25 protein-coding genes are annotated in these 25,658 nt (G+C 43.7%); 17 read left to right on the top strand and 8 right to left on the bottom strand.

The genetic code is table 11. The features are described from left to right. Position 1 precedes the first annotated feature (1 nt). The 3 genes from H3V14_RS05500 (at position 2) to H3V14_RS05490 (ending at position 3,126) form a co-directional block, all read left to right on the top strand. Positions 2-1,198: a DegT/DnrJ/EryC1/StrS family aminotransferase gene (locus H3V14_RS05500; protein ID WP_198227210.1), complete on the top strand. Its 1,197-nt coding sequence runs from the start codon at positions 2-4 to the stop codon at positions 1,196-1,198. Between the two features lie 5 nt (positions 1,199-1,203). Then, entirely contained in the window at positions 1,204-2,211 is a 1,008-nt protein-coding gene (locus tag H3V14_RS05495) for a GlxA family transcriptional regulator (protein WP_198227208.1), read from the top strand. Between the two features lie 132 nt (positions 2,212-2,343). Continuing rightward, the gene (locus H3V14_RS05490; protein WP_198227206.1) at positions 2,344-3,126 is read left to right on the top strand and encodes an MBL fold metallo-hydrolase; all 783 of its coding nucleotides are present in this window, start codon (positions 2,344-2,346) and stop codon (positions 3,124-3,126) included. A 186-nt stretch (positions 3,127-3,312) separates the two neighbouring features. On the opposite strand, the gene H3V14_RS05485 is transcribed toward H3V14_RS05490, so the two are convergent. Genes H3V14_RS05485 through H3V14_RS05475 form a run of 3 tightly spaced genes read right to left on the bottom strand, consistent with a single transcriptional unit; the run spans position 3,313 to position 5,683 of the window. Continuing rightward, the gene (locus H3V14_RS05485; protein ID WP_198227204.1) at positions 3,313-3,687 is read right to left on the bottom strand and encodes a DUF2255 family protein; all 375 of its coding nucleotides are present in this window, start codon (positions 3,685-3,687) and stop codon (positions 3,313-3,315) included. A gap of 37 nt (positions 3,688-3,724) precedes the next feature. Further along, positions 3,725-4,411, bottom strand: a complete 687-nt coding sequence (locus H3V14_RS05480) for a carboxymuconolactone decarboxylase family protein (protein ID WP_371809453.1) — start codon at positions 4,409-4,411, stop codon at positions 3,725-3,727. A gap of 48 nt (positions 4,412-4,459) precedes the next feature. Further along, positions 4,460-5,683, bottom strand: coding sequence for an NAD(P)-dependent alcohol dehydrogenase (locus H3V14_RS05475; protein ID WP_304504618.1), 1,224 nt, complete (start codon positions 5,681-5,683; stop codon positions 4,460-4,462). A gap of 302 nt (positions 5,684-5,985) precedes the next feature. On the opposite strand from H3V14_RS05475, the gene H3V14_RS05470 reads away from it, so the two are divergent. The 4 genes from H3V14_RS05470 to H3V14_RS05455 all read left to right on the top strand — a co-directional run bounded on the left by H3V14_RS05470 (position 5,986) and on the right by H3V14_RS05455 (position 9,675). Continuing rightward, positions 5,986-6,885: a LysR family transcriptional regulator gene (locus H3V14_RS05470; RefSeq protein WP_198227200.1), complete on the top strand. Its 900-nt coding sequence runs from the start codon at positions 5,986-5,988 to the stop codon at positions 6,883-6,885. Between the two features lie 307 nt (positions 6,886-7,192). Next, entirely contained in the window at positions 7,193-7,927 is a 735-nt protein-coding gene (locus H3V14_RS05465; RefSeq protein ID WP_075915159.1) for an ABC transporter ATP-binding protein, read from the top strand. Between the two features lies 1 nt (position 7,928). Then, the gene (locus tag H3V14_RS05460) at positions 7,929-8,705 is read left to right on the top strand and encodes an ABC transporter permease (RefSeq protein WP_198227198.1); all 777 of its coding nucleotides are present in this window, start codon (positions 7,929-7,931) and stop codon (positions 8,703-8,705) included. A 31-nt stretch (positions 8,706-8,736) separates the two neighbouring features. Continuing rightward, positions 8,737-9,675 (top strand): ABC transporter substrate-binding protein, encoded by a 939-nt coding sequence (locus H3V14_RS05455; protein WP_369522682.1) that lies wholly within the window; start codon positions 8,737-8,739, stop codon positions 9,673-9,675. 126 nt (positions 9,676-9,801) lie between these two features. Here the strand turns inward: H3V14_RS05455 and H3V14_RS05450 are convergent, their stop codons facing one another. Further along, positions 9,802-10,578 carry a nitrilase-related carbon-nitrogen hydrolase gene (locus H3V14_RS05450; RefSeq protein WP_198227194.1) on the bottom strand — a complete coding sequence of 259 codons (777 nt, stop codon included), beginning with the start codon at positions 10,576-10,578 and terminating at the stop codon, positions 9,802-9,804. Positions 10,579-10,649: 71 nt separating this feature from the next. On the opposite strand from H3V14_RS05450, the gene H3V14_RS05445 reads away from it, so the two are divergent. Then, positions 10,650-11,279, top strand: a complete 630-nt coding sequence (locus H3V14_RS05445; RefSeq protein ID WP_198227192.1) for a GntR family transcriptional regulator — start codon at positions 10,650-10,652, stop codon at positions 11,277-11,279. 112 nt (positions 11,280-11,391) lie between these two features. On the opposite strand, the gene H3V14_RS05440 is transcribed toward H3V14_RS05445, so the two are convergent. Continuing rightward, on the bottom strand, positions 11,392-12,687 hold the full coding sequence (locus H3V14_RS05440) for an MFS transporter (RefSeq protein WP_198227190.1): 1,296 nt from the start codon (positions 12,685-12,687) through the stop codon (positions 11,392-11,394). Positions 12,688-12,780: 93 nt separating this feature from the next. On the opposite strand from H3V14_RS05440, the gene H3V14_RS05435 reads away from it, so the two are divergent. Further along, positions 12,781-13,467 carry a DUF2848 family protein gene (locus tag H3V14_RS05435; protein ID WP_198227188.1) on the top strand — a complete coding sequence of 229 codons (687 nt, stop codon included), beginning with the start codon at positions 12,781-12,783 and terminating at the stop codon, positions 13,465-13,467. A gap of 250 nt (positions 13,468-13,717) precedes the next feature. On the opposite strand, the gene H3V14_RS05430 is transcribed toward H3V14_RS05435, so the two are convergent. Next, a complete protein-coding gene (locus H3V14_RS05430; RefSeq protein ID WP_198227186.1) occupies positions 13,718-14,488 on the bottom strand; it encodes an IclR family transcriptional regulator C-terminal domain-containing protein in 771 nt (256 codons plus the stop codon). A 268-nt stretch (positions 14,489-14,756) separates the two neighbouring features. Between H3V14_RS05430 and H3V14_RS05425 the strand changes: the two genes are divergently transcribed. The 6 genes from H3V14_RS05425 to H3V14_RS05400 all read left to right on the top strand — a co-directional run bounded on the left by H3V14_RS05425 (position 14,757) and on the right by H3V14_RS05400 (position 21,046). Continuing rightward, on the top strand, positions 14,757-15,464 hold the full coding sequence (locus H3V14_RS05425) for a 3-oxoacid CoA-transferase subunit A (protein ID WP_198227184.1): 708 nt from the start codon (positions 14,757-14,759) through the stop codon (positions 15,462-15,464). Next, entirely contained in the window at positions 15,461-16,162 is a 702-nt protein-coding gene (locus H3V14_RS05420) for a 3-oxoacid CoA-transferase subunit B (RefSeq protein WP_075870372.1), read from the top strand. The genes H3V14_RS05425 and H3V14_RS05420 overlap by 4 nt, the downstream gene beginning before the upstream one ends. Next, positions 16,159-17,364: a 3-oxoadipyl-CoA thiolase gene (gene pcaF / locus H3V14_RS05415; RefSeq protein WP_198227182.1), complete on the top strand. Its 1,206-nt coding sequence runs from the start codon at positions 16,159-16,161 to the stop codon at positions 17,362-17,364. The genes H3V14_RS05420 and pcaF overlap by 4 nt, the downstream gene beginning before the upstream one ends. 85 nt (positions 17,365-17,449) lie before the next feature. Then, complete coding sequence (locus H3V14_RS05410) at positions 17,450-18,502, top strand: cyclase family protein (protein WP_198227180.1); 1,053 nt, start codon at positions 17,450-17,452, stop codon at positions 18,500-18,502. Between the two features lie 96 nt (positions 18,503-18,598). Beyond that, positions 18,599-19,303, top strand: a complete 705-nt coding sequence (locus H3V14_RS05405) for an SDR family oxidoreductase (RefSeq protein ID WP_075870375.1) — start codon at positions 18,599-18,601, stop codon at positions 19,301-19,303. A gap of 405 nt (positions 19,304-19,708) precedes the next feature. Next, positions 19,709-21,046 (top strand): short-chain fatty acid transporter, encoded by a 1,338-nt coding sequence (locus H3V14_RS05400; protein ID WP_198227179.1) that lies wholly within the window; start codon positions 19,709-19,711, stop codon positions 21,044-21,046. A 257-nt stretch (positions 21,047-21,303) separates the two neighbouring features. Here H3V14_RS05400 and H3V14_RS05395 read toward each other — a convergent pair whose 3' ends face one another. Then, positions 21,304-22,167, bottom strand: a complete 864-nt coding sequence (locus H3V14_RS05395; RefSeq protein ID WP_198227177.1) for a LysR family transcriptional regulator — start codon at positions 22,165-22,167, stop codon at positions 21,304-21,306. 113 nt (positions 22,168-22,280) lie between these two features. Here H3V14_RS05395 and H3V14_RS05390 point away from each other — a divergent pair, with 113 nt between their 5' ends. Both H3V14_RS05390 and H3V14_RS05385 read left to right on the top strand, forming a co-directional pair. Then, entirely contained in the window at positions 22,281-23,516 is a 1,236-nt protein-coding gene (locus tag H3V14_RS05390) for an MFS transporter (protein ID WP_198227175.1), read from the top strand. 182 nt (positions 23,517-23,698) lie between these two features. After that, complete coding sequence (locus H3V14_RS05385) at positions 23,699-25,063, top strand: HEPN domain-containing protein (RefSeq protein WP_198227173.1); 1,365 nt, start codon at positions 23,699-23,701, stop codon at positions 25,061-25,063. Positions 25,064-25,072: 9 nt separating this feature from the next. Here H3V14_RS05385 and H3V14_RS10850 read toward each other — a convergent pair whose 3' ends face one another. Then, positions 25,073-25,198 carry a DDE-type integrase/transposase/recombinase gene (locus tag H3V14_RS10850; protein WP_279100800.1) on the bottom strand — a complete coding sequence of 42 codons (126 nt, stop codon included), beginning with the start codon at positions 25,196-25,198 and terminating at the stop codon, positions 25,073-25,075. Between the last annotated feature and the right edge of the window lie 460 nt (positions 25,199-25,658).

Raw genomic sequence — 25,658 nt, 5'->3', positions numbered from 1 at the left:
AATGAAGAGACAAGGCGAAATTCCACCAACCGCCGGTCTCCCTATGGTTTGGCATGATTGGTTGCCATCAAAAAAAGAACTCTGCTCTAATTTAAGCGAATTGTTCAATTTGCCGCCGCTCATTCTGGAATGTTCAGGCACGGCTTCACTCATTGTCGCCCTTCAAACTCTGGCAAATATGCCCAGGAACGAAGGGCGAAGAGACGTTATCATACCGGCTTATAATTGCCCTCTCGTAGTGCTTGCCATTGCCCATTGCAATTTGACAGTAAAACTCTGTGATACAGCAAAAAACAGTTTCGATTTCGATTTTGATTGCCTCGACAAGTTGATCGACGAAAAAACATTAGCTGTTATTCCGGCCCATATTGGCGGCCAATTGGCAGATGTAAAACAATGCGTTCAAATGGCTCATAAAAAAGGTGCTTATGTCATTGAAGACGGGGCACAGGCGCTTGGTTCAGCGGCCGGCAAAACGGGGGATATTGTTTTTTTCAGTCTTGCCGTCGGAAAGGGGCTTACCCTTTATGAGGGCGGCCTTTTAACTTCATCGAATGATGAAATCCGTCTGGCATTAAGGGAAACCCACAAAAAAATAGTAAAACCCCGTTTTTTCTTTGAACTTAAACGCATAAGCGAATTGTTGGGATATTCTATCGCCTATCGTCCGCGGCTTTTGTCACTCGCCTATGGCGTGCCGAGGCGCAAGGAACTTGCCGTCGGCAATATAGAGGAAGCGGTCGGTGATGTTTTTGATGACGATATTCCTATCCATCTTGTAAGCTGTTTCAGAATGAAAAGAGGCGCAAACGCAACTTCAAGGCTCAAACCTTTTTTAGAGGACATAAAAAAACAGGCGCAACGTCGCATCGACAAACTTGAAAAAATTCCCTCAATCACGGTTGTTAAAGGTATTGATGATGAAAAGGCTATTTGGCCATTTATTATGGTGCTTTTTAAAACCGGAGAAGCAAGAGACAAAGCACTTCAAACCTTGTGGCCTTCGCCATATGGCGTGACACGCCTGTTTGTTCATGCTTTGCCGGATTATTCCTATCTTGAACCGCATTTCAACACGCATTTTTCAACCCCTAATGCCAGAGATTTTGCAGCGAGAATGTTGACTATATCGAATAGTCCGTGGCTTGATGACGAGACGTTCGACAAGATTGTAACAACCATTGCAAGGTCTGTTTGAAAGAAATGAACCGGCTATCACACGGCTTGCACAACACGGATGTTGATGAAAATTCAACTTTGAACCGGACACCGAAAACTGTAGCCATTTATGTCATGGAAAATTTCAGCCCGTTTCACATTTCTGTTCCGGTCATGGCCTTCGGTGCGGCTATGCCGGATCAAACTTATTACAAGCCAATCCTGTTTTCAGAAAAAACCGGAATTATCGAAGGTCAGGATGCTTTCTCGATAAAAGTCGACCACGATCTTAAAAGCCTTGATGACGCCGATATAATCGTCATTCCCTATTGGCCGGATCCTGAACAACCGATCTCTTCTGCACTGAAGACAAGTCTTAACAATGAAGCGCGAAAAAATAAAACCATTATGGGGCTTTGTCTTGGCACTTATGTTCTGGCCTATAGCGAGCTTTTGAAAGGGAAAAAAGCTGCAACGCACTGGGCCTATGAAAAACAGTTTGCCGAACAGTTTTCTGATACGGAAGTCGATTTTAATGCCCTTTATGTTGAAGATGGTAACATCATCACATCCGCCGGTACTGCTGCGGGGATTGATTGTTGTCTTCACCTTATTCGCAAAAATTATGGCGGCGCTGTTGCCAATCATGCTGCGCGTATGATTGTGACGCCACCCCACCGCGAAGGTGGTCAGGCCCAATATCTTGCTACCCCTGTTCCGATATCGACAAGCGACCAACGCATAAATTCACTGCTTGAAACAATCAGAAAAAACCTTGCTTCATCCTATTCTCTTGATGTTATGGCCAAGAATGTCGGTATGAGCCGGCGCACTTTCACCCGCCGCTTTCATCAAGCAACCGGCCGTTCACCAATGGAATGGCTTATCCATGAAAGGTTGCATTTTTCGAGACGCGCATTGGAAACAACAAAACTTTCCATTGAGGAAATTGCGCAACTTGCCGGATTTGCCTCTACCCAATCATTCCGCCGCAGCTTTATTGATGCATTTCAGGTCACACCTACCAAATGGCGCCAGACGTTCTCAATTTAACCGATAGTTTTATTCCGGCCAAAAACTTCTTCAAAATTTGGCCCGATATGAATGACTTTTGACCATCAGGCCAGTTTTTATTCAGAAAAAGCATGATTACATAAACTTCAAGAAATTGAAGAGGTTTGAACCATGAAATTCACATTCATTCGTAACGCAACGGTTATTCTTGATTACGCCGGAAAACACATTCTTATTGATCCGATGCTGGCAGAAAAAGACCGTTACCCCGGACTTCCCGGTACAGTTCATAGCGAGCGGCGGTTCCCGCGCGTTGAACTGCCTTTTGATGCCAGAGACATTATCAAAAATGTGGATGCCATTTTTTTAAGTCATACACATCCCGACCATTGGGACGAGGTTGCCACAGGACTTATAGACAAAGATCAAAAAATATTCGTCCAGAATGAAAAGGATAAAGAATTTCTTGAGAGACAAGGTTTCAAAAATCTCGCCGTTCTGCCGCAAAAACTTGATTATGAAAACGGCATTCATGTGACTAAAACTTTATGCCAGCACGGAAGCAATGAAGCTTTCAAAAACCATGAGGTTGGCGAAGTTTTAGGCCATGCCACCGGCTTTATATTTGAGGCACCGAATGAACCAACGCTTTATTTTGCGGGCGATACAATATGGATTGACGCTGTCGAGAATAATTTAAAACAATATAAGCCGGAAGTTGTTGTTCTTCATGCAGGTGACGCACAACTTCAAGGCTTCGGTTCAATTATTATGGGCAAAGAGGATGTCGTTCACGCCCATAAAATCGCGCCGCAATCCAAGCTTGTTGCTATCCATATGGAAGCCTGCAACCATGCTGTTTTAAGCCGGAAAGAACTTCGTTCTTATGTTGATAAGGAAGGTATTGGCCAATCGGTCATTATTCCGCTTGAAGGTGACAAACTCGAATTCTAGGTCACTTGCCAGTGAAAAAGTAAAAAAGTGAAAAAGCGCAACCGGCTTTCATATTTTCAAATCAAGTCTGTACCTGCTTTTTAAAACAGTATCTTTATTAGAAGGCCGGCACTTAGGAAACTGTCGGCCTTTTATTTGAACTTTCATTTTTCCGGTTTTTGAAAAACGATAACCAACAATGGCCCATCAGGCTTTTATAATTTTGATTGTTGCGGCTTTCGCTCTCTCGCCCACCATTGGTCCGACATAGGGGCTCGGATCATATTTTGTATGATAAGCCTCATCAATTTGATTGAGAACCGCAGGGTCTTTGACGGCTTCGTAATGGACAGATTCGGTTTTTCCGTCCACGATAATTTTCCCACTTTTTTGTTTGATTGCAGCCTGATACCAGCGTGAAGACGTGCCGCTATAGGCACGCACATAAAGACCACCATCGACGACAACTTCCCATATCCACACAGGTGTGCCCGTTGTCTTTAAATCCTCATGGTAGGGAGCCATTTTGAGATCATCGGCTGCATCAATCGCCGCAAGCTCGTTCTTTGTCCATTCACTCATTATTCAGCCTCTTGAAAAACACGATCAATAAAAAAGTTCAACCATTCAGGAAACTATCAAGCACTTCGCTTGCACGTTTTCCAACTTCCGCACCGACCTTCGATTCAAGAATGGTAACAATTTCCTGCAAATCCTGTTTTTCAAGGCCGGTATTTGTACCCATCTGATAATGTGATTTCAATTGCGACTGGGCGCCTTGAAGTGCCGCAAGCATGGAAATTGTAGCAACTTCTCTTGTTTCATAATCAAGATTGTCACGCACAAAAATATCGCCAAAAAGGTGACTTTTCAAAAACTGGTCAATTGCGGGAGCAAATTCAAAAAGCGGGCCTGTCACCGGCTGGCCAACCAGTTTTGTCTGGATTCCGGTTCCTACCTCCAACATGGTTTTATCTGTATGGACAGGCGAGGCATCTTTACCCTGTTCATCCTTTATACCCGCTTTATGTCTTTTATTGACCACATCCATCAGCGCGGAAAGCGCATTCAGACTTCTCGGGAACCCAGCATAGGCATAAGTTTGAACCAGAACTTCCTTGATAGCATTGATCGCAACCTTGTCGTCCAGTGCTTGCGTCAAAGCATTTCTCAACCCATCAATATTTCCTTCGGTTGCAAAAGCGGCAACAGGAACAAGTCTTTTTTGTTTAAGTGTCAACATTGTTTTTTCCTGTAATTTTGCAAAACTGTTTTGTGAAAAACAACTTGTCGTGCCCGCGCAAATTAAACTCGCCTCAAAAAAATCGTCATCGATGAAGTTTGAATGCCGGTTTCACGCGGATTTACCCGACGCAAAGTCGATAACAAAACGGTAGCGCACATCCTTGGCCATGACCCGTTCATAAGCGCGATCAATTTCATCGGGTTTAATAAGTTCTATATCGGCCTCGATATGGCGTGCCGCACAGTAATCAATCACTTCCTGTGTTTCGGCAATGCCACCAATCATCGAACCGGCAAGACTTTTCCGGCCAAAGCCATTGGCCATACCACTCAAACCGCCTGTCAACTCGCCAAGCGCACCAACATTAACGAGGGTCGCGTCAAGCTTAAGCATATTCATGAAAGGCTGCATCGGATATGAAACCGGTACTGTCGAGATCATCAAATCAAAATGATTGGTAAGGCGCTCGAAAGCTTTTTTGTCAGTCCACAAAAATGCATCACTTGCACCTAAACGTTTGGCATCCGCGATCTTTCCTTCCGTTGTCGTGAAAACCGTGACATCGGCACGCATGGAATGGGCAAGTTTCAATGCCATATGTCCAAGGCCACCAAGGCCAACAATTGCTATTTTCTGATCTTTTTGCAATTTCCAATGACGCATAGGGGAAAAAGTGGTCACACCGGCACAAAGAAGCGGCGCGTAAGCGGCAAGATGTACTTGGGCTGGAATGTGGATGACAAAATGCTCGTTGACAACCATGCGGTCGCTATAGCCGCCAAAAGTGTAGCCACCGCTTATCTTGTCCGGTGAATCATAGGTAAAGGTAGTACCGTTCAGACAGTTCTGTTCGCGGTCATCAAGGCAATTCTCGCATGTGCCGCACGAATCCACCATGCAGCCCACCCCGCCAATATCGCCGACTTTGAATTTCGTAACCTTTGAACCAACCGCAAGAACGCGGCCGACGATTTCATGACCGGGTACGATTGGATAATGGGCGGCGCTCCAGTCGGAATGAACAGCGTGAATATCGGAATGGCAAATGCCGACATAAAGAATGTCGAGAAGGACGTCGTCCGGCCTCAAAGCACGTCGTGTGATGGTGAGTGGCGAAAAACCGGATGTCGCACTTTTTGCAGCATAGGCACGGGTTTCAAAAGGCTCTTTGCCAAGAACCATCTTGCCTCTCGAAGGGGCTGCCTTTGCAGCTGCACTTGTCCCCATCATTGCACCGGCGGCAAGAACAGACGCGCCACCTTCTTTCAAAAATTCACGCCTCGGCAAAGTTTCGTGTTTTTTATGATTAGAATTTCCACACGCTTCACACATTTTCAAATCTCCCGAACCGGCATTATGCATCTCACACCCCGTCAATCCGGTTCTTGCCGGTTCACCGCAACGTGGCCTTAAAATCCGCTGGCATTTTATCAAAAACCGAATGACGGGCCTGAATGTAATCATCCAAAGCGTACCGGTTCAATGAACTGCCGCGTGATTTTTTCTCAATAATTAAAGGCCATGATGTTCATAAAAATAACAGAATATTTGTGCATGTTTCTATGAATTCAATTCATAAATAAACGTGATATAATGGAGATCTTTTTCAATAACTGATTTTATCTCATAAAAAAATGCTTAGAGAAAACATCCATGATCTGATGTCTTTTTTCGTGGTCGCACGAGAAAAAAGCTTTACCCGAGCGGCAAGCAAACTAGGTGTCTCGCAATCGGCTTTAAGTCATGCCATGCGCGGCCTTGAAGAACGATTGGGAATTCGTCTGCTCACACGGACAACGCGCAATGTTTCAACGACAACGGCAGGCGAGCGGCTGATAGAAGAACTTTCCCCCCTTATCGAGACAATGGATGAAAAGCTTGATCTCATCACCAATGCCGCCGAAGAGCCGAAAGGGAAAATCCGTATCACCACGGTGGATTATCCCGCGTCCTATATTTTGCGGCCGAAATTGCGGTCTTTTTTACAAAAATATCCGAAGATCGAAGTAGAGATCAATATCAATTATGGTCTTACCGATATTATTGAAGAACGTTTTGATGCGGGTATTCGTATTGGCGAACATCTCGCCAAAGACATGATTGCCTTTCCGGTTGGACCAGCAATGCGAATGGCAATTGTTGGAGCGCCGGCTTATTTTGAAACACATAAAAAACCGAAAACCTTGCACGATCTGATGGAACATAATTGTATCAATTTGCGGGTTCCGACATCCGGCGGACTTTATCCTTGGGAGCTTGATGACGAAAACGGAGAGGTCAATGTGCGCCCGAAAGGACAGCTCATTTTCAACACCTATCCACATATTCTTGAAGCTGCCCTTGACGGTCTCGGCCTTGCTTATATTCCCGAACAGGAAGTCGACGAATTTATCAGACAGGGAAGGCTCATCCGTGTCCTTGAAAAATATTGTTTACCGTTTCCGGGTTACTATCTCTATTATCCCAACCGCCGCCATCATCCGATTGCTTTTCAATTGTTCATTGAAGCTTTGAAGCGCCATGACACCGAATAATTTTTTACTCTGCAGATTATCTCGTCTTTCTTGATTAGTCCGTTTTCGTTTGGTTGTTAAGCGGTCGTTGTTGAATAGCTCAAGCCATTCCGGCATAATTTCTGTCAGACGTTTGTTATTGATTTAAAAATAGCTTGATTAGCGCACCTTAACAGTTAAAGTCCATTTTGCCCGTGTAAAGACCTTCTCATCATAAGGTGGCAACCATCTTCATGCTTCAAGCTGCTTTGTCGGATAACCGGAAAGAATTGCTTGTTACCCGAGTTTGAATAGTGTCAGAATAGCTTAGTTTCAGGATCATTCATCAATGACAAGTTCTTCTCCCTTATTGGGTATCAAAGCTCGAAACATTTCTCTCGATTATGAAGGCAAAGCGGTTTTTCGGTCGCTGGATTTTGATATTCCTGCCGGTGAATTTGTCGGGCTTTTGGGGCAAAGCGGAATTGGCAAAACCACCCTTCTGAAAATTATTGCCGGGCTAGTTACCCCCGATAGCGGAAAAATTTCAGGTTCCGACGGTGACAGTCTTCATGGACGTATAACCTATATGGCGCAACAAGATTTGCTATTTCCCTGGCTCAAGGTGATAGAGAATGTTTGCCTTGGAGCAAGACTGCGCCATGAGAAGAAAGACTACAAAAAAGCCGAAGAATTACTGGAAAAGGTCGGTCTTTTGTCGGTCAAAGACCAACTCCCCGAAACTTTATCGGGTGGTATGCGCCAAAGGGTGGCTATTGCCCGTACATTATATGAAGACAAGCCCGTTGTATTGATGGACGAGCCTTTTTCGGCACTTGACGCGGTTACTCGCGCCACCATACAGGAACTTGCATTCGATCTTCTCAAAAACAAAACGGTATTGCTTGTTACCCATGATCCATCCGAAGCTGCACGATTGTGTCAGCGTATACTGGTTCTCAAGGGTCAACCGGCGATTTTCTTACCTGCTATTCTTGTCGAAGGTAAAGCACCGAGAAATTATGATGATAAAAACCGCATAAAGAGCGAAACCGAATTAATGCATTTTTTAAAGGGGATATAGTTTGCAGAACCGCTTCAATAAAAAACTTGCATTTTTCCTTCATGGCCTTGTGGTTTTCTTTGGCATTCTCGCATTATGGTGGGGCGTTGCCATTATTTTCGATCTCAAAAAATACATTTTGCCTTCCCCCCTTGTCGTCGCACAATCGCTTTGGAATGGACGGGAATATCTTCTGGAAAATTCTTTGATTACAATTGTTGAAATTGTCATCGGTTTTATTTTGGGGATTTTGTCCGGCGCTGCTCTGGCGCTTCTTCTAATGTTTTCCAAGACATTGCAAAAATGGCTGATGCCGGTTCTGATTGTAAGCCAGTCAATACCGGTTTTCGCCCTTGCTCCCATTCTGGTTCTATGGTTCGGCTACGGTATACTCTCGAAAATCATCGCCGCAATACTGGTTATATTTTTTCCTGTTACAACAGCCTTTTTTGACGGTTTGCGGCGAACCAACCAAGGATATCTTGATCTTGCGAGAACCATGGGAGCATCTCCCTTATCGCAACTTGTCCATATCAGGCTTGTGGCAGCGCTGCCGGCACTTGGTTCCGGTGTGCGTGTCGCCGCTGCTATTGCTCCGATTGGTGCGATTATCGGCGAATGGGTGGGGTCATCCGGCGGGCTCGGCTATATCATGTTGAACGCCAATGCCCGTATGCAAACACCGACATGCTTTGCCGCAATATTTATACTTTCCATTATTGCAATGATTTTATGGTATATCACCGATATCATATTGAAATATGTTATCTACTGGGATAAAAAATCGCAACAAAATTGATTTTTCTTTTTATTATATTTTCGGAGGAAACGTGTTAAAAAAAATATTCTTTTCGATCCTCATCATTTTTCTCGGCGTTTTCGGTGCTAAAGCCAATGATAAACTTACAGTTGTCCTTGATTGGTATCTTAATCCCGATCATGCACCTTTGATTGTTGCCGAACAGATTGGCAGTTTTGAAAAACGCGGACTTGATGTCGAAATCGTCACTCCCTCCGACCCCAATATCGGACCGCGTCTGGTTGCATCCGACAAAGCCGATATCGCTTTATCCTACCAACAGCAACTCTACATTTTTCAGGATGAAGAATTGCCGCTGACACGTATAGGAACACTCATTGAAACACCGCTCAATACAGTTTTAGCGCTTCCCGATAGCGGAATTAAAACACCGGCTGATCTCAAAGGCAAAAAAGTAGGCTTTTCTGTGAGCAGTATCGAACCCGTAATCTTGGGAACAATGTTGGAAAATCAGGGTCTCACGATAAAGGATGTCGAGCTTGTAAATGTCAATTTCAACCTTGTAAGCGGGTTGATGTCAAAACAGGTTGACGCTGTTATTGGCGGTTATCGCAATGTGGAGGGCAATGAACTACGCGAACAGGGAATTGAGCCTGTTATTATGAAGGTTGAAGACTATGGTATTCCTCCATATGACGAACTGATTTTTGTTGCCAAAAATGACTTAAAAAAACATGACGCTTATAAAAAATTCCTTGAAGCCGTTCATGAAGGCCAGCAATATCTGAAAGCTCACCCACAGGAAACATGGGACAATTTTGCGAAAAAATATAAGGAACTTGATACCGATCTCAACAAAAAGATATGGATGGAAACGGTTCCGTTATTCAGCGAAAATCCACTTCATCTCGACAAAGAAAGATATATTTCTTACGGAGCCTATCTTTATAAAAAAGGCATTGTCAAAAAAGAATATCCGCTTGATAGTTTTGCTACCGAATTGAAATAAAAATCAAATGGAAGATCGGGCATGATGGGCGTTCATCATTGCCCGATTTTGTTGTTTTGTAACTGCCTATGCCAATAAGTGACATAGTATTTATTCAAAATAATATTTTATCACCCGAACATCGGGTTATCCCAATATCGGAATACGTGCGCGAATAGCTTCCACATTTCCTAAATTGATGTCGAAGACCATGAGCTCAGCTTCGCTTGCCAGACGTGCGCGCACATTTCCTGTCGGGTCAACAATAGAACTTAGTCCGATGCCAAGGGGTGCTGTTCCCTTTGACGGTTGCCAGGCCTGATCGCAGGCAACAAGCCAAGCTTCAGAATCAGCCGCACGGGCGCGAACCAACAAATCCCACTGCTCGGCTTTCCCTGGACCATCCCCCCAAGAAGCCGGAACGATAATCAATTTTGCGCCTTTTTTCCCCATTGCGGTAAACTGGTCGGCAAACCGCAAATCATAACAAATAGCAAAACCGATCTTGCCGAACACTGTATCGAGAACAAGGTAATCACTTCCCGCTTCAACGAAGTCTGATTCACGTGAGCCAAACGCGTCATATAAATGAACTTTCTGATAAGTGGCTTCAGTGTTTTTTCCGGTAACAATCAACTTATTGCGTATGCGTTCATCACCCGCCGGTTCAAACATACCGGCAATAATCATCATATCATATTTCACGGCATAAGAGCGGATCAATGTTGCAAAAGGGCCCTCAAGCGGTTCTGCCTCATCCTTCAACGCCGCTTCGAAGGATACTTGGGCTGCTTCGGGGAAAACCAGTATATCGACTTTTAAAGCGGCTGCCTGTTCAATCATTTTAACGATTTCTGCATTATTTTTTTGTTTGTCAGTACCACTTCTTATTTGTGCCAATCCAATTTTTATGTTTTCACCCATTTGAATTCTCCCTATACTTATCAATATTATGATTTTATATATTCGTTCGAAACTATAATTAACGTAGCATAATGTACAAGAAATCTTCAGGTCGTGAACGCGCATATTCCCATATACGCAACACCATTTTGACCAATCCCTCTTTCGTTGGAACTTTTCTCAACGAAAGAGAAATTGCTGATAGTTTGGGCATTTCTCGCACACCTGTACGGGAAGCTTTTATGATGCTCGCCAGTGAAGATCTGATTGATCTGAAGCCTAACCGCGGTGCTTTTGTCGCACCAATGAACGTGCAGCAAGTCAACGATATTTTTCAGGCGCGTGGTGTTGTTGAAAGCTGGAGCGCGGAATATTGCATCTCGCAAAATATCGACCCAACGCCTGTCATGATCAAGGAATTGGAAGCCCAGAAACTTATGGCACTTGACGATCCTTATCTTGACTTTATCGAACATGACCGTGCCTTTCATTGTGCCTTGATTGAAGCAACCGGCAACATGGTTTTAAACCAGATGTACGAGCTGCTCCGTGCCCGCTATGTAACCTTTGGTGTACGTGCCATCCGCAAAACTGCAAAAAGACGAACCGAAGTGCTAAAAGAACATCAACGCATCGTTGATGCACTTCTTGCCAAAGATGTCAGGAAAGCCAAGAAAGCCATTCTCGAACATCTTAACCGGACACGCCAACATCTCGTTTGATGGAGCTTTATCGGATTTGTTCCTGATAAAACCCCATCCTATTTATTTAAAACGTGGAACGGCTGAAACGACCGGTGACATTTTGGCTTCCGACGCCGTTTCGATCTCTGTTTCAGTACACGCGCGCTTTCCTTGTCATTGCAAGCCCGATCAGCGTCAATACGCATGCAATACCTATATAAAGGCAGATGGCAAAACCGCTCTTGTCAAATGATATAAACCACGCGAGCAATAACGGCGCAACGGCGCCACCGACAATACCTGCGAATGTGTAGGCAAGAGAACTCCCCGTATAGCGCAAGCGTGCCGAAAATTGCTCTGCAATCAAGGCAGCCTGCGGGCCATACATCAATGAATGGCATATGAGAGCGCCTGTCACCCCGATGAAGAGACGAACAAAAGTCGGCTCCTCCATCATATAGAAGAACAAAAATGTCCAGATTGCCGCAAGAACTGCCCCGACAGCATAAATGACACGTCGTTCTATTCTGTCAGACAGCCAACCACTAAAGGGGATGAACAACACCTGAATACCGGAAGCAATTGTGACAGATATGATAGCGTCAGAGCGTGGCATTCCCAAATGTTGCGTGGCATAGGCAAGTACAAAAACCGTAAAACAGGCATAAAGAACATCCGGCCCGATGCGTGCAAGAATACCGCCAAAAAGTGCTCTGCTTTCGTATTTGAATACTTCCGAAACCGGCGCATTGGAGCGTTCATTCTTTTCTTCAAGTTTTTTGAAGACAGGGGTTTCTTCAAGTGAATAGCGAACCCACAAACCGAATACGACCAATAGCGCAGAAAGCAGAAAAGCTATTCTCCACCCCCAATCGTTGAATTGGGCAGTAGTCAGGAAAAAAGCCAGAATAGCAAGAACACCGTTTGCCAGCAAATTACCTAAAGGCGGCCCAACTTGCGCCGCAGATGCCCAAAATCCTCTTTGTTCGGGTTTGCTGAATTCGCTGGAGAGAAGAACAGCACCTCCCCATTCACCGCCAACGCCGACACCTTGAGCAAAGCGCAACAGAACAAGAAGTGTCGGAGCAAGATATCCGACAGATGCAAATGTTGGCAAAAGCCCGATGATGAAGGTGGCAATGCCGATCAACAATAACGTCCACACCAATACTTTTTTGCGCCCGACAATATCACCAAGACGCCCGAAAAATATGCCGCCTAACGGACGGGAAATATAGCCTACCGCATAAGTGCCAAAAGCCTTCAAAGTGCCGGCTAATGAATCTCCTTCAGGGAAAAACAAATGGCCAAAAACCAACGCCGCGCAAGCACCATAAACTGCGAAGTCATACCATTCCAAAGAAGTCCCGCTGAGACTTGCAGCAAATGCTTTAACAAGACTTTTGCGCTTTATTGGTGGTTCCGTTTCTTTTAAAATATTTTCCATTTTAGTTCCCCTTGTTATTGTATGATTTTGGTATACCATAAGTATGCATCATTGATATATAGCAAGTCTACTATTTTTTTGAGGGAGAACGGGATGGGAAGTCTCATTGTATATGTCGTTGGCAGTGGCTTGAAGACTGTCAATGTTGAATGGGTGTTCAACGCCGGATATGCCGGATCAAATAGCGAGGAAGTCCGCCACCATATAGAAGAGCTCGCGGCACTTGGTGTCCCTGCTCCGAAAACGTTTCCGACACTTTATCCTTTAGGCTCTCACGTTGTCTCGCAAGAACATCTTTATCAGGCTCCGCATGATAAAACTTCGGGTGAAGCTGAATGGGCACTCTATATTGGTAAAAATGAAAACGAACATTTATTGATGGCTGCTTGCGATCATACTGATCGCGCGTTGGAAGCCCATGGCGTTGCATGGTCAAAACAATCCGCGCCCGACTTTATCGGCGATCTCGCCTGGCGTTATAGCGAGGTCAAAGATTCGTTTTCCGACTTTACTTTGAAAGCTTGGGTAAAAGACAGACAGGAAGAAAAGCTTATTCAAAACGGCAATGCCGGCCTTCTTATCTCCCCTTCAAAATGGCTGACAAAGCTTGAAAAAGCCGGTCTTGCCCGCCCCGGAACTTTGTTCATGAGCGGTACAATACCGATGAAAAAATCGGTCAACCAGTTTTCAAATCATTGGCGTGTCGAACTTGCCGATCAAAAAGGCAATATCAGTCGCGTTTCTTATGAAATCGAACGCCTCATTGATGCTTGGGAATAGTTTTAAAATGTCTTTCCCGATTACTGTTTTTTGAGTGCTATTTATATCGCGATTATTTCATTCATAACATTCGGGAAAGCGACCTTTGCCATTTATTGTGTGCGCCTTTTTGCCATTTGTTTTTAGGAAAAACCGGAATTCGATAGATAATCATTTGCGTTTTTTTCAAAACGATGCGACTTCGTTTTGTTTGGAACGAAGATTCCTTCACTGAATGTGCACTATATGATCTCTACCTGCGCCGTTCTATTCAGCGAACCTGAATAAGTGCCGAAATATCATGAGCTGTTTTTCGCAATTCGGGCAGATAATGTGTTGTCATTTCCTGCAAGCAGTTTTCAACGGCCGGTGCCCCGATATTCAAAGCCGCCACAACTTTCCCGGAAGCAGTTTTTATTGGCACAGCAATAGAACATAACCCGATCTCGAGCTCCTGGTCCATAAGACAAAAACCGTTTTCGGCGACAGTTTCTATTTTTTTCTCGAGTGCTTTCCGGTCAGTACAAGTTTTTATTGTTCTCGGTTCGATATGGCTTGCATCCAATATTCTTTTGCGCTCGTCTTCAGGCAAGCCTGCAAGCAATACCCGCCCCATAGACGAACACCAGACTGGAAGCCTGCTGCCCGCAGTCAAATTCACCGACATTATTTTTACCTGTGAAGCACGCGCAATATAAACAATCTCTGTCATATCTAGAATCGACGAAGAAGAACTTTGACCTAATTTGGCCGAAAGCTTGTCAAGAAACGGCTGGATGATGACCGGTAAAGACGCTGACGACAGATAACTATAGCCAAGACGCAATATTTTAGCTGTTAAGGAAAAATACTTCCCGTCATATTTCGCAAAACCGAGTGTACATAGAGTGAGAAGGCAACGCCGGCTTGTTGCGCGATCAAAGCCCGTAATCGTTGCGACATCGGTAATGGAAAGGCGTGCCTTTGCCGAATTGAAGGCTTCAATCACTTTCAAACCTTTGGCAAATCCGCCGACAAAATCCGTTTTAACAGGTGTATGCATTGCGCCCCTTTTTGTACAATATATGAACAAATATCTATTATTGAACATTTTATATTGACGCAAGAAGTAAAACGCACTTAGTTTGAAATATGGGAGATAGCGTGGGAGCCTGAAATCCGGACATATACATTTTCAAGTAAATCTAATGGCAAATAAGACAAGTCTTATTTGCCGGCGGTTAATTCTCGGTGTTTTGTCCGGTTTTGTTCCTGCTCTACTATAAATTTTCAAGTCAGTAATACTGATGTCATCTTTCGGGAGGCTAAAGATGGACAAATCTATTCCTAGCGTCGAGGAAGCTGTGGCTCCGATCAAGGACGGTGCAACCGTAATGATCGGTGGCTTCGGCGGCGCAGGCACGCCGATTGAACTTATTCATGCATTGATAGACAAAAAAATAACCGGCCTTACCGTTATCAATAATAATGCCGGTAATGGCTATGTCGGCATTGCCGCGATGATTGATGCCGGAATGGTAAAAAAAATGGTGTGTTCTTTTCCCCGTTCCAGTGATCCCCGTGCATTCACCGAAAAATACCTTGCGCGGAAAATCGAATTGGAACTCGTTCCACAAGGCACTCTGGCAGAACGTATACGCGCCGGAGGAGCGGGCATAGCCGCTTTTTACACACCTACATCCTACGGCACAGAACTTGCAATTGGCAAGCCGGTCGCGGAATTTGACGGTCGTTTCTATGTGCAGGAACGCTGGTTAAAGGCCGATTTTGCTTTGGTTAAGGCCAATGTCGGTGATCGTTACGGTAATTTGACCTATCACAAAGCTGCGCGCAATTTCAGCCCGCTTATGTGTATGGCAGCCGAACACACGATCGTTCAGGTGTCAAAATTGGTTGAAGCAGGTGATATCGATCCTGAAAATATCATCACACCGGGAATCTTTGTTGACGATATTGTTGAAGTAACAAATCCGGCTCAGGAAGAAGTACTTATTCACGCGGGGGTAGTCTACAAATGAACACGGATATGTATGAAAAGATCAAGCTATCCAATGCACAGATTGCGTGGCGCGCGGCACAAGATATTGCAGATGGTGCCTATGTCAATCTCGGTATCGGTTTTCCCGAAATGGTGGCCCGTTTCCAACCTAAGGGTCATGAAGCCATATTTCATACTGAAAATGGAATTCTGGGGTTTGGTGAACCGCCACTTCCCGGTCAAGAAGACTGGGATTTGATTAATGCAGGCAAAAAAGCTGTTACTTTGAAGCCCGGCGGTTGTTATTTCCATCATGCCGACAGTTTTGCCATGGTGCGGGGCGGTCATCTTGATGTGGCAATCCTTGGTGCTTATCAGGTTGCAGAAAACGGAGACCTTGCCAATTGGCGTGTCGGCTCGAAAGGCGTTCCTGCTGTGGGAGGCGCTATGGATCTCGTGCATGGAGCCAGGAAAGTCTGCGTTGTCACAGAACACATAACCAAAAAGGGTGATCCGAAGCTCGTTGAAAAATGCACTTTTCCGCTAACAGGTCTTAATTGCGTGACACGGGTTTATACGAGCCATGCAGTCATCGACATTGTCGACCGGCATTTTGTGTTACGCGAAAAATTGGCTTCGCTCAGTTTTGACGACTTACAAGCAATAACCGGCGCGAAACTTCATATTGATGGACCCGTAACAGATCTGGTTGTACCAGCTATCGAGGAGGAAAAATGACCGAAGCTTTCATCTGTGACTACATACGAACACCGATCGGCCGTTTTGGCGGCGCGCTTGCTTCTGTTCGCGCCGATGATCTGGCCGCCATTTCTCTCAAAGCAATTGTCGAACGGAACAAGACCATTGATTGGGAAGCCGTTGATGATGTTTTGATGGGCTGCGCCAATCAGGCCGGTGAGGATAACCGCAATGTTGCAAGAATGGCATTGCTTCTGGCAGGACTTCCCTATTCAATATCCGGAGCGACAATCAACCGTCTCTGCGGTTCCGGGCTTGATGCAATCCAGACCGCCGCCCGTGCGATCAAAACGGGAGAAGCCGAACTCATGATTGCCGGCGGTGTAGAAAGCATGTCGCGGGCACCTTTTGTCTTGCCGAAAGCTGAAAAAGCGTTTTCGCGTTCCGCGGAAATCTATGACACAACGATTGGATGGCGTTTTGTCAACCCGTTGATGAAAGCTCAATATGGCGTCGATTCAATGCCGGAAACAGGTGACAATGTCGCCATTGATTTCAACATTTCACGTGAAGATCAGGATAAATTCGCACTGCGTAGCCAGCAGAAGACCGCAGCAGCACAAAAAAATGGCCGCCTTGCCAAGGAAATCATTCCCGTTACAATAAAACAGCGTAAAGGTGACCCGATTATTGTCGATAAAGACGAACATCCGCGTTCGACCAGCATGGAAGCTCTTTCAGGTTTGCGTGTCATCAATAAAAGAGAGGGCGCTACGGTGACAGCCGGTAATGCATCGGGAGTGAATGATGGCGCAGCCGCACTCATCATCGCATCCGAAAAGGCAGTAAAAAAATATAATCTCGAACCGATTGCACGTATTATAGCCGGCGCTACCGCCGGTGTTGAACCGCGTATTATGGGAATTGGCCCGGCAGCCGCAACAAAAAAATTGTGCCGTCATCTCGGCCTGACACCTCGGGATTTCGACGTTATCGAACTCAATGAAGCTTTTGCCAGTCAGGCACTTGCGACATTGCGCGATCTCGGAATCAAAGACGACGCCGAAAATGTAAACCCGAATGGTGGAGCCATTGCGCTTGGCCACCCGCTCGGCATGTCCGGAGCACGTATCGGAGGCACTGCTGCACTGCAGTTGAAACTGACACAAGGCAGATATGCACTGGCGACTATGTGTATCGGTGTCGGGCAAGGAATTGCTGTCGCGTTTGAACGCGCCTGACATAAAGCTTTACTGAAATTCTGGCAACGTCTCATTGGTCGCTTGTGGTCAGACAAACTTTTTATACTTATTGGAAGAGATAAATATGTCAACATCGAGGTGGAAAAAGCGCCCTGACGGTGCAAACTGGGGTGATTTTGGCCCTGACGATCAATTGGGTTGTCTTAATTATCTTACGCCGCAAAAAGTAAAAGAAGGTATAGCAGAAGTTAAAGAGGGTTTAAGTTTTTCTCTAAGTCTTCCCCTCGATTATCCGGGAGGAGAAAAACTTAATCCTAATCGTCATCCGCCTATTTTGCGGCCTTTATTACGTCAGAACCGCGTCAACTATAATTGCGAAATGGATAAACTTGTTCCAGGAAAGTCTGACGTTCTAAGTGACGATATGGTTATACTTTCTCTGCAATATTCGACACAATGGGACGGGTTGGCGCATGCCGGTTCGTTATTCGATACGCAAGGTGACGGTATCAGGCGACCCGTTTACTATAACGGATTTGCTGCCGGTAAAGATATTGTCGGGCCCGAACAAATAAGGGATACCGGTATTCCGACCAATTTTGACAATGCAAGTACCTCATCGGCACATGCATTGGGCATTGAAAAAATGTCACGTAAGGCTGTTCAGGGACGTGCTGTTATGCTGGATTTACGTGCACACTTCGGAGATGCCCGTAAACTCGTTACCTATTCCGATATTATGGAAATATTGGACAAAGACAAAATCGAAGTGACAAAGGGCGACATATTGTGCCTTCATAGTGGCTTTGCCGATCTTGTATTAAAAATGAATCGTAACCCCGACAAAGAAAGGCTTGAAAACAGTTCAGCTGTTCTTGATGGAAGCGATGAAAAACTTCTCGAATGGTTGACCGACACAAAAATCGCAGCACTTGCTGCGGATAACTATGCTGTAGAGGCGTTTCCGGCACGCAAAGGGGAACATAGCTGTGCACTGCTGCCGTTACATGAGCACTGTTTGTTCAAAATTGGTCTCCACCTTGGAGAATTATGGAATTTAACACCGCTTGCCGACTGGTTGCGCCATCATAAAAGATATCGCTTTCTTTTGACAGCGCCACCTCTTGATCTACCCGGTGCAATCGCATCCCCCCTCACACCTGTTGCCACTGTCTGAGGAGAGTTTTCAGTAAACAGTACTCGAACTCGTTTCGCCAAAGCGATGTCTTCTTCGAGTTATCCGGCGTGTTAATGAAAGACTTAGGAAAAACAAATGACAACGAAACAACGTGTTCTCATAACTGGCGGCGCTAATGGAATTGGTGCTGCCATTGCCCGACGGTCGATTGAGGACGGCTATCAACCGGTTATTATTGACAGAACCGGCGACGGCATCATTGCCGATCTTTCCAACCCTGACGAGACAGAACAAGCTTTAAAGACTGCATTGGCACAAGGCCCCATCACACGTCTTGTCAACAATGTCGGTGTCGTCCGTCCGGCGAGTGCGGAAACCCAAACCTTAGACGATTTGAATCTCGTCTTGTCGCTTAATTTGCGTTGTGCCATGCAATGTATGCAAGCTTTAGTTCCTTCCATGAAGGAAGCGGGCTTCGGCCGAATTGTCAACATTTCATCTCGCGCTGCATTGGGAAAAGAGTTGCGCACTGCCTATGCCGCAACAAAAGCGGGGCTTATCGGAATGACAAGAGTTTGGGCCTTGGAACTGGGTAAATTCGGTATTACGTCCAATGCAATCGGCCCCGGCCCCATCAAAACGGAATTGTTCCAGAAGGCAAATCCAGACGATTCACCGCGCACAAAAGCTATCATCAACTCCATTCCCGTTAAACGTATCGGTTTACCTGAAGATGTCGCACAAGCTGTTTCTTTCATGCTGGCCGAGCAGAGCGGTTTTGTCACAGGACAAACGCTTTATGTCTGTGGTGGCATGACTGTTGGTGTGGCACCCCTATGAAGGGCACGTAGAAAACAATGAGAGTGTCAATTGCACTGTCGCAATAGATTTGTTTTCTAAATATAATCTATTGCCATGGAGAGAACAACGATATTGACATCCCGTTTTCGGATTTATGGTTGCAAGCAGTTGAAAAAATCGGATTTTTCCAAGCAAAAACTGTATATTAATATATTGATATGATTTTATAAAAAATAAAAATGTTTTTATTTGTGTATAATTAATATATTATATTCGTTTATATTTTTTATTATAAAAGATTAAAATATTATTTTTATATAATAAGGTTCGTATTATTTATATATATAAATTATTTTTAATATTATCTTCCTTTAAAAAATATTTCACAAAATTCAACTGTTCTATCATTAAAAGCGGAGGCTTCGTTAAACAACGATGTAAAATATGAACAAAATAACCAAATTTTTTACTGAATTGATGCGCCAATATCTTCCCGATCCATTTGTATTTGCCATTCTTTTAACGTTGCTTACGATGCTGTTAGCCATATTGGTCGAGTGGCAAGCACCATCCGATATGATTTTAAGTTGGGGAAACGGCTTTTGGAAACTGCTAAGTTTCACAACTCAAATGGCTGTTATTTTAGCTATGGGATATGTGCTGGCAGGCGCCACAATTGTCGACCGTTTTCTCGATAAAATCGTCAGTTGTGTGCATTCACCGCGCCAGGCAATTATTGTTGCAACTTTGGTAGGAGCCGTCGGAAGTTACCTGAATTGGGGATTTGGGCTGGTTATCGGCGGCATTGTCGCAAAAAAACTCGCACACAATGTTCGCGGTGTTCATTATCCGCTCATTATTGCATCAGCCTATAGCGGTTTTACACTTTACGGGCTCGGACTATCTGCAACTATACCTATTTTAATATCGACAGAAGGTCACGCATTACAAGGGCAGATGGGTATCATTTCATTGAAAGAAACCATATTTTCTATCCCCATGCTGGTTACAGCACTCATTGTCATAATAACCTTGCCTATTCTTAATGCATCCCTTCATCCAAAAAATAAAGACGATATTGTGGAGTACAAAGATCCGGAAAACATCGTTACAGATAATAAATCCGAAATCGAACTGGTAGCGGAACATGATACTTTTGCCGCAAAACTGAACAATAGCCATTTTATCAGCTATTTGATCGGCTTGATTGGCATGTTTTACTTTGTCGGTTATTTTGTAAAAGGTGGGGCGCTGGATCTCAACATCATCAACTACTTTATTCTGTTTATCGGCATTATTCTTCTCGGTACACCCGCAAATTACGTCACAAAGCTTAATGAGGGGATAAAAACCATCGGAGGTATCATCCTGCAGTTTCCTTTTTACGCGGGCATTATGGCAATTATGGATGCTTCCGGGCTAGTAAAATCCATTGCAGAACTTTTCGTGCATATTTCAACACCCGATACATTGCCATTCTGGGGGCTTATCAGTTCCTATTTTGTTAATTTTTTTGCCCCCTCCGCCGGTGGTCATTGGGTTGTACAGGGACCGTTCATGATTGACGCTGCACGATCAATGAATGCATCTGTTGCTCAAACTTCAATGGCGGTCATGTTGGGAAATGCATGGAATGATCTGATACAGCCATTCTGGATTTTGCCGGCACTTGCTATTTCTAAATTAAAATTGCAAAACATCATGGGATATACAGTGGTCATGATGATTTGGGTTGGCATCATTTACATGGCTTCGGTGCTGATTTGGCCACATCTTCTCTAACCGCTGTTTCAACATTTCAAAGACAGCTTTATGCTGTCTTTATTTCACTTTTTAAAAATGCCGGAATTCAACTCTCGAATTCCGGTATTTTTCACGTTTCTGTAACTGACCCGATATTTTATTTTTTGAATGGAAATAAAGTGGAATAAAAATATAACAATTTTTTGATACACGCATAAATCAATCGTAGTCTCGGGTTCTTTTATGCATGTTTGAAATATTGTTCAAAAACCTATGGTGATAGACTGCTCCATTTTCTAATTTAAAGTCGTATCAAGTGATTGGCGTAAAACTTCGGCAATATCCGATTTTTCCGGCTTATATAAAAGGAGATATTCAATATCCGGCAAACTTGGGAGATTATATAAATGTGTATAATCTTTAAGGCTATCATCCATCGAATTTTTATTAAGACATCCAATTCCCAAACCGGCTTTGATCGCCAATTGTAAACTCTCAACATTCGACGCAGTATGTGTTAATCCGTAAGGAACCGAACTATCCGAGAGAAGTTGAAGGGCTGCTTTTTGTATGACACAGCCTTTTTTCATACCAATCAGCGGCAATACCCCACCGGTCAGGAATCTTTTCTTTGCAGCACCTGCCCAATATAGCGGATCCCGTTTTATGATGACGCTATCCGGATAGGCCGGTAACGGTGTACCGATAAGATGTGTCAGGATTATTATATCGAAACCGTCAAGATTGTTGTCGTGGATAAGCGCATTTGACCCGCTTTTGAATGTAAGGCTCAATTGTATTTTCGGACGAGCTGCTGTCAACATTTCCAAAGCTCGAGCAACTTTTTCAGGCATGAGATAATCTGTAATAGAAATCGAGATATTTTCGGTTGCAGCGACATTGTGCATATCAGCAAGCGCCAAACGGTTAAGTTTCAAAATAGCAAGAGCATGTTTTTGCAACTTTTCGCCATCAATTGTTGGACGTGTTCCTTTCTTGCCCCTTTCCAGCAGTTGACAGCCACAAACAAGTTCAAGTTTTTGCATTTGCTCTGTCAATGCCGACTGGGAACGGTAAAGACGTTCGGATGCTTTCAGAAAGCTTCCGGTTTCCAAAATCGTAATAAAAGTTGTTAGCAAATCGGGATCCAGATTTTGCATGTACCCACCTTTTTGTAATTCGGAAAAACCGAATTATTTTATAAAAAAATCCTGTTATATTTATACTTAATCCAGTGCTACGCATTTCTCAACAGAAAAAGCGGAGCTGAATAATGAGTGAAAAAACTTTCATTAACGATAAGGCCCATTCAAGCAGTCACAAATGGAAAGTGCTGTTTACATGTGCATTGGCGAATACATGTTTTACATTCGTAATTGGCGGTGTTCCGGCCGCAGCTCTCCTTTTACGAGATGATTATCAAATTTCCACGCCGGTATTAGGCATGCTTATGGGAATTGTCGGAATTGGCATAGCTTTTGGTGAAGTTCCTTGGGGAATGCTCACAGACCGGCTGGGTGACCGGCCTATTCTTATAACCGGTCTGACGACGACCGCAGTTGTTCTCATCCTGACAGCTGTCATAATAAATGTTGTTCCGATTGTTTATGCTCCTCTAACGTTGTTCATCGGGCTACTCATTATCGGCCTTTCAGGAGGCAGCCTGAATGGTTCGAGTGGACGAGCTATTATGCAATGGTTCGACAAAGATGAACGTGGATTTGCAATGGGTGTCAGACAGACTGCTGTACCGCTCGGCTATGCCTTGGGAGCAGTCTTTTTCCCTCTCATTTCATATAAATCAAGTTTTGTCTGGTCACTTTATATCTCGGCCTTATTTTGCATTATCTTTGCCTTTTTAACTTATCTTTGGGTTGTTGATATTGACCAGGAAAAGGGTACCGGGACAAACGGAGCTGTCGAGAAAGAAACTGCTACCCATGTTTTTAAACAGGTGGCCATATGGCGTATTGTCATAGCTATTGGCCTTTTGTGCGCACCGCAATTTGCGTTGATGACTTTTACAATGCTTTTCTTACATGACTTCGCCCATATCAATATTGAATATATCAGCGCGATACTGTTCTTTATCCAGATAAGTGCCGGTTTCACACGTATTTCCGGCGGCTATTATACTGACAAGAAAAACAATCGCGTAGGCTTTCTAAAAACGGTAACGATATTAAGTGCACTCGCGTTTTTTGTTCTTACGTTGCTTACCTTTTTCTATGGAGAGACTCCATCGATGCATCTGTCGTGGGCTCTGGTTGCCGCAGTTCTCGTTGCCGGCGTCTTCATATTATCTTGGCAAGGTGTTGGCATGACCGAATTGGCATCAATGGCGGGGCCGAAAAGCGTTGCAACCGCTATGGCAATGGCAAACACTGCAACGTTCTTTATATTGTTCGCAACCCCGACAATTATACCGTGGATACTGAACGCAACATCCTGGACAGGTGTTTGGGGCGTTATGACACTTGTCTGTGTCGGAATGTTTTTTCTGTTTTGAGTAAGGCTTCAAGTAAAAATTTTCTAACGATAAAATGCTCTATTCATAAATCTTCATTGACCAATGCTGTGTAATATACAAGACGACTTTTTTTAAAATTTTGATGTCAATAATTATACTATGCTAAAACTGTTTTATATATTTGAAGTAGTCAATTATTTTCAAATAAAGGAGTTTCGAAATTGGTCAATGAAGAACATATGGGCAGTGTAATATTTGATGGAAAGGAATTTCCTGCCGCACTTCATCTAACCGACGAAAAAATTTCCATTAACATATCGGGGCTGCTGATTATCAATGAAAAAGATCTATCCAAAAGTGATTGGCCAAAATCGGTGGCTCCGAGCGTAATTGAATTACTGAATTTCAAATCATCTATCGGCTCATCCACCAGCTTGTTTTCATTGTATAAACTTCATGAAGAAAATGCGAATTTCGATTTTTCAGGCCGATCCGACACAAGATTCCATATAGGCTTTGCATTCAAAGGAGCAAACTTCAAAAATTTCGACGAAATATGTTCGGATAATTGGAAAATTGATATTGAAGATATTGATAAAATTCAAAATTGGCCAAAGTTTGAATCCCCTTTTGATCACATGGATTCCGGAAAATTATCAACAAACAATCAGGAGAACACTCTTGCACCCTCTGTTTTTATTAATTGCCCAAGTTGCGACATGAAATTAGAACTTTGGCGATCTTTATCTTTCAAAAAGTTATCACGCAACGAACTATTGAGCACCTATAGTTATCCCATTATTTTACATTTTACGAAGCCCGTCGATTTCAATTTTGCTTTGAATAAAATTTACAGTGTCCGAAAGTTTTTTTCATTCCTTTTCGGACGCATTCTTGATATCAACAGCATCTCCACGGAGATAGATAACGACGATATACACGCAACAGTCGACGTATACGGTTTCAGAAAAATACTGCGCTCTAAAAAGCCATCGAATTCCATTGTCCATTTGAATAATATTTCCGAATTATCACCGCTTCTTGATAAATGGCTTGAAATCGAAGAAAATATTAAATTAGCTGTCAATCTCCATTATCAAGGCCTCGAACTTAGGCAATTGAATCTCTCTTTACAGTTCCAGTTTTTTATACAAGCTATTGAAGCACTTCACCGAAAAACTGTTTCTTCGGAGAAACGAAAAGACATCAATACCGACAAAATATACAGCACATTGCGACAAACGGATGTCCCTAAGGATATTTGTGACCGTATCAAAGGCATGCTTGCTCACATAAATGAACCTGGACTTAGAACGCGGTTGAAATCTTATTGGGATATATTTTCCGAAGAACTTAACGATACATTTCCTACAATCAAGAAAAACGATATTATAAACAAACTGGTTGAGACAAGAAATTATTATGCCCATCGCCCCGATAAGTCAGAAAATGTCTTGACTGGTTACGAGCTTTTAAGCGCCGTAAACATTGTTAAAATGATCTCCCATCTCGCAATCTTGAAAAAGATAGGTGTCGACACAAAAGGCATTGGTAACATTATGAAGAAAGAACGTTTTATCTATTGATGTTATCCCCTACATCCTTCGACGAGATAAATTTTCTAATGCAGTATTCTTTTTACGACGCCTGGAAATATAACATTCAGGAACTTCGCCTTTATGATCAACTGCTCGCCATAGATAATGTCGAACATCATTAATCTCGACGGAGATTTCATCCGAATGCCACTGCCAATTCGTGTGTTGATTTTTACGTTTCTTTCGTATTGAACAAGCTATTCATCTGGCAAAAGAGAAAACTGATAATGACTGTTTCAAGGGAAATATCTATATCTCAATCATGTAATATATCTTCAACTTGGCGAAAGCGGAGTTGATTTAGAACGTAATAAAATACGGAAAAACTTATGCTTTTCGGGTTCAGTTTTGAAATATTTGAATGGATTTATCGTACTCATGGCGTGAAAATATCGCGCCATGATCAAATTTAAAAATTACTCTGACAATGTCCTTACCTGTAAAGGTCGTTTAGAACTTGGCTCTAAAGCCCACCGTTCCATTAAGTGAGTAGCTGTCACCAAAGTCATTAAAGCTTGAACGTGCAGCAACTTCACCATAGAGCGAGTATTTGTCATCTTTCCAGTTGTGAGAAAGACCAGCT

Origin of the sequence: Bartonella sp. W8151 (assembly GCF_016100385.1) — a bacterium.
GTDB classification, from domain to species: Bacteria; Pseudomonadota; Alphaproteobacteria; order Rhizobiales; family Rhizobiaceae; genus Bartonella; species Bartonella apis.
This window is presented reverse-complemented; position numbering and strand designations above follow the sequence as displayed.

Bases quoted from the DNA above. Each gene is read 5' to 3' on its own strand.
- H3V14_RS05500 (WP_198227210.1), top strand. From the start codon at position 2: ATGAAGAGACAAGGCGAAATTCCACCAACCGCCGGTCTCCCTATGGTT.
- H3V14_RS05495 (WP_198227208.1), top strand. From the start codon at position 1,204: ATGAACCGGCTATCACACGGCTTGCACAACACGGATGTTGATGAAAAT.
- H3V14_RS05490 (WP_198227206.1), top strand. From the start codon at position 2,344: ATGAAATTCACATTCATTCGTAACGCAACGGTTATTCTTGATTACGCC.
- H3V14_RS05485 (WP_198227204.1), bottom strand. From the start codon at position 3,687: ATGAGTGAATGGACAAAGAACGAGCTTGCGGCGATTGATGCAGCCGAT.
- H3V14_RS05475 (WP_304504618.1), bottom strand. From the start codon at position 5,683: ATGTGTGAAGCGTGTGGAAATTCTAATCATAAAAAACACGAAACTTTG.
- H3V14_RS05470 (WP_198227200.1), top strand. From the start codon at position 5,986: ATGCTTAGAGAAAACATCCATGATCTGATGTCTTTTTTCGTGGTCGCA.
- H3V14_RS05465 (WP_075915159.1), top strand. From the start codon at position 7,193: ATGACAAGTTCTTCTCCCTTATTGGGTATCAAAGCTCGAAACATTTCT.
- H3V14_RS05450 (WP_198227194.1), bottom strand. From the start codon at position 10,578: ATGGGTGAAAACATAAAAATTGGATTGGCACAAATAAGAAGTGGTACT.
- H3V14_RS05445 (WP_198227192.1), top strand. From the start codon at position 10,650: ATGTACAAGAAATCTTCAGGTCGTGAACGCGCATATTCCCATATACGC.
- H3V14_RS05440 (WP_198227190.1), bottom strand. From the start codon at position 12,687: ATGGAAAATATTTTAAAAGAAACGGAACCACCAATAAAGCGCAAAAGT.
- H3V14_RS05435 (WP_198227188.1), top strand. From the start codon at position 12,781: ATGGGAAGTCTCATTGTATATGTCGTTGGCAGTGGCTTGAAGACTGTC.
- H3V14_RS05430 (WP_198227186.1), bottom strand. From the start codon at position 14,488: ATGCATACACCTGTTAAAACGGATTTTGTCGGCGGATTTGCCAAAGGT.
- H3V14_RS05425 (WP_198227184.1), top strand. From the start codon at position 14,757: ATGGACAAATCTATTCCTAGCGTCGAGGAAGCTGTGGCTCCGATCAAG.
- H3V14_RS05420 (WP_075870372.1), top strand. From the start codon at position 15,461: ATGAACACGGATATGTATGAAAAGATCAAGCTATCCAATGCACAGATT.
- pcaF (WP_198227182.1), top strand. From the start codon at position 16,159: ATGACCGAAGCTTTCATCTGTGACTACATACGAACACCGATCGGCCGT.
- H3V14_RS05410 (WP_198227180.1), top strand. From the start codon at position 17,450: ATGTCAACATCGAGGTGGAAAAAGCGCCCTGACGGTGCAAACTGGGGT.
- H3V14_RS05405 (WP_075870375.1), top strand. From the start codon at position 18,599: ATGACAACGAAACAACGTGTTCTCATAACTGGCGGCGCTAATGGAATT.
- H3V14_RS05400 (WP_198227179.1), top strand. From the start codon at position 19,709: ATGAACAAAATAACCAAATTTTTTACTGAATTGATGCGCCAATATCTT.
- H3V14_RS05395 (WP_198227177.1), bottom strand. From the start codon at position 22,167: ATGCAAAATCTGGATCCCGATTTGCTAACAACTTTTATTACGATTTTG.
- H3V14_RS05390 (WP_198227175.1), top strand. From the start codon at position 22,281: ATGAGTGAAAAAACTTTCATTAACGATAAGGCCCATTCAAGCAGTCAC.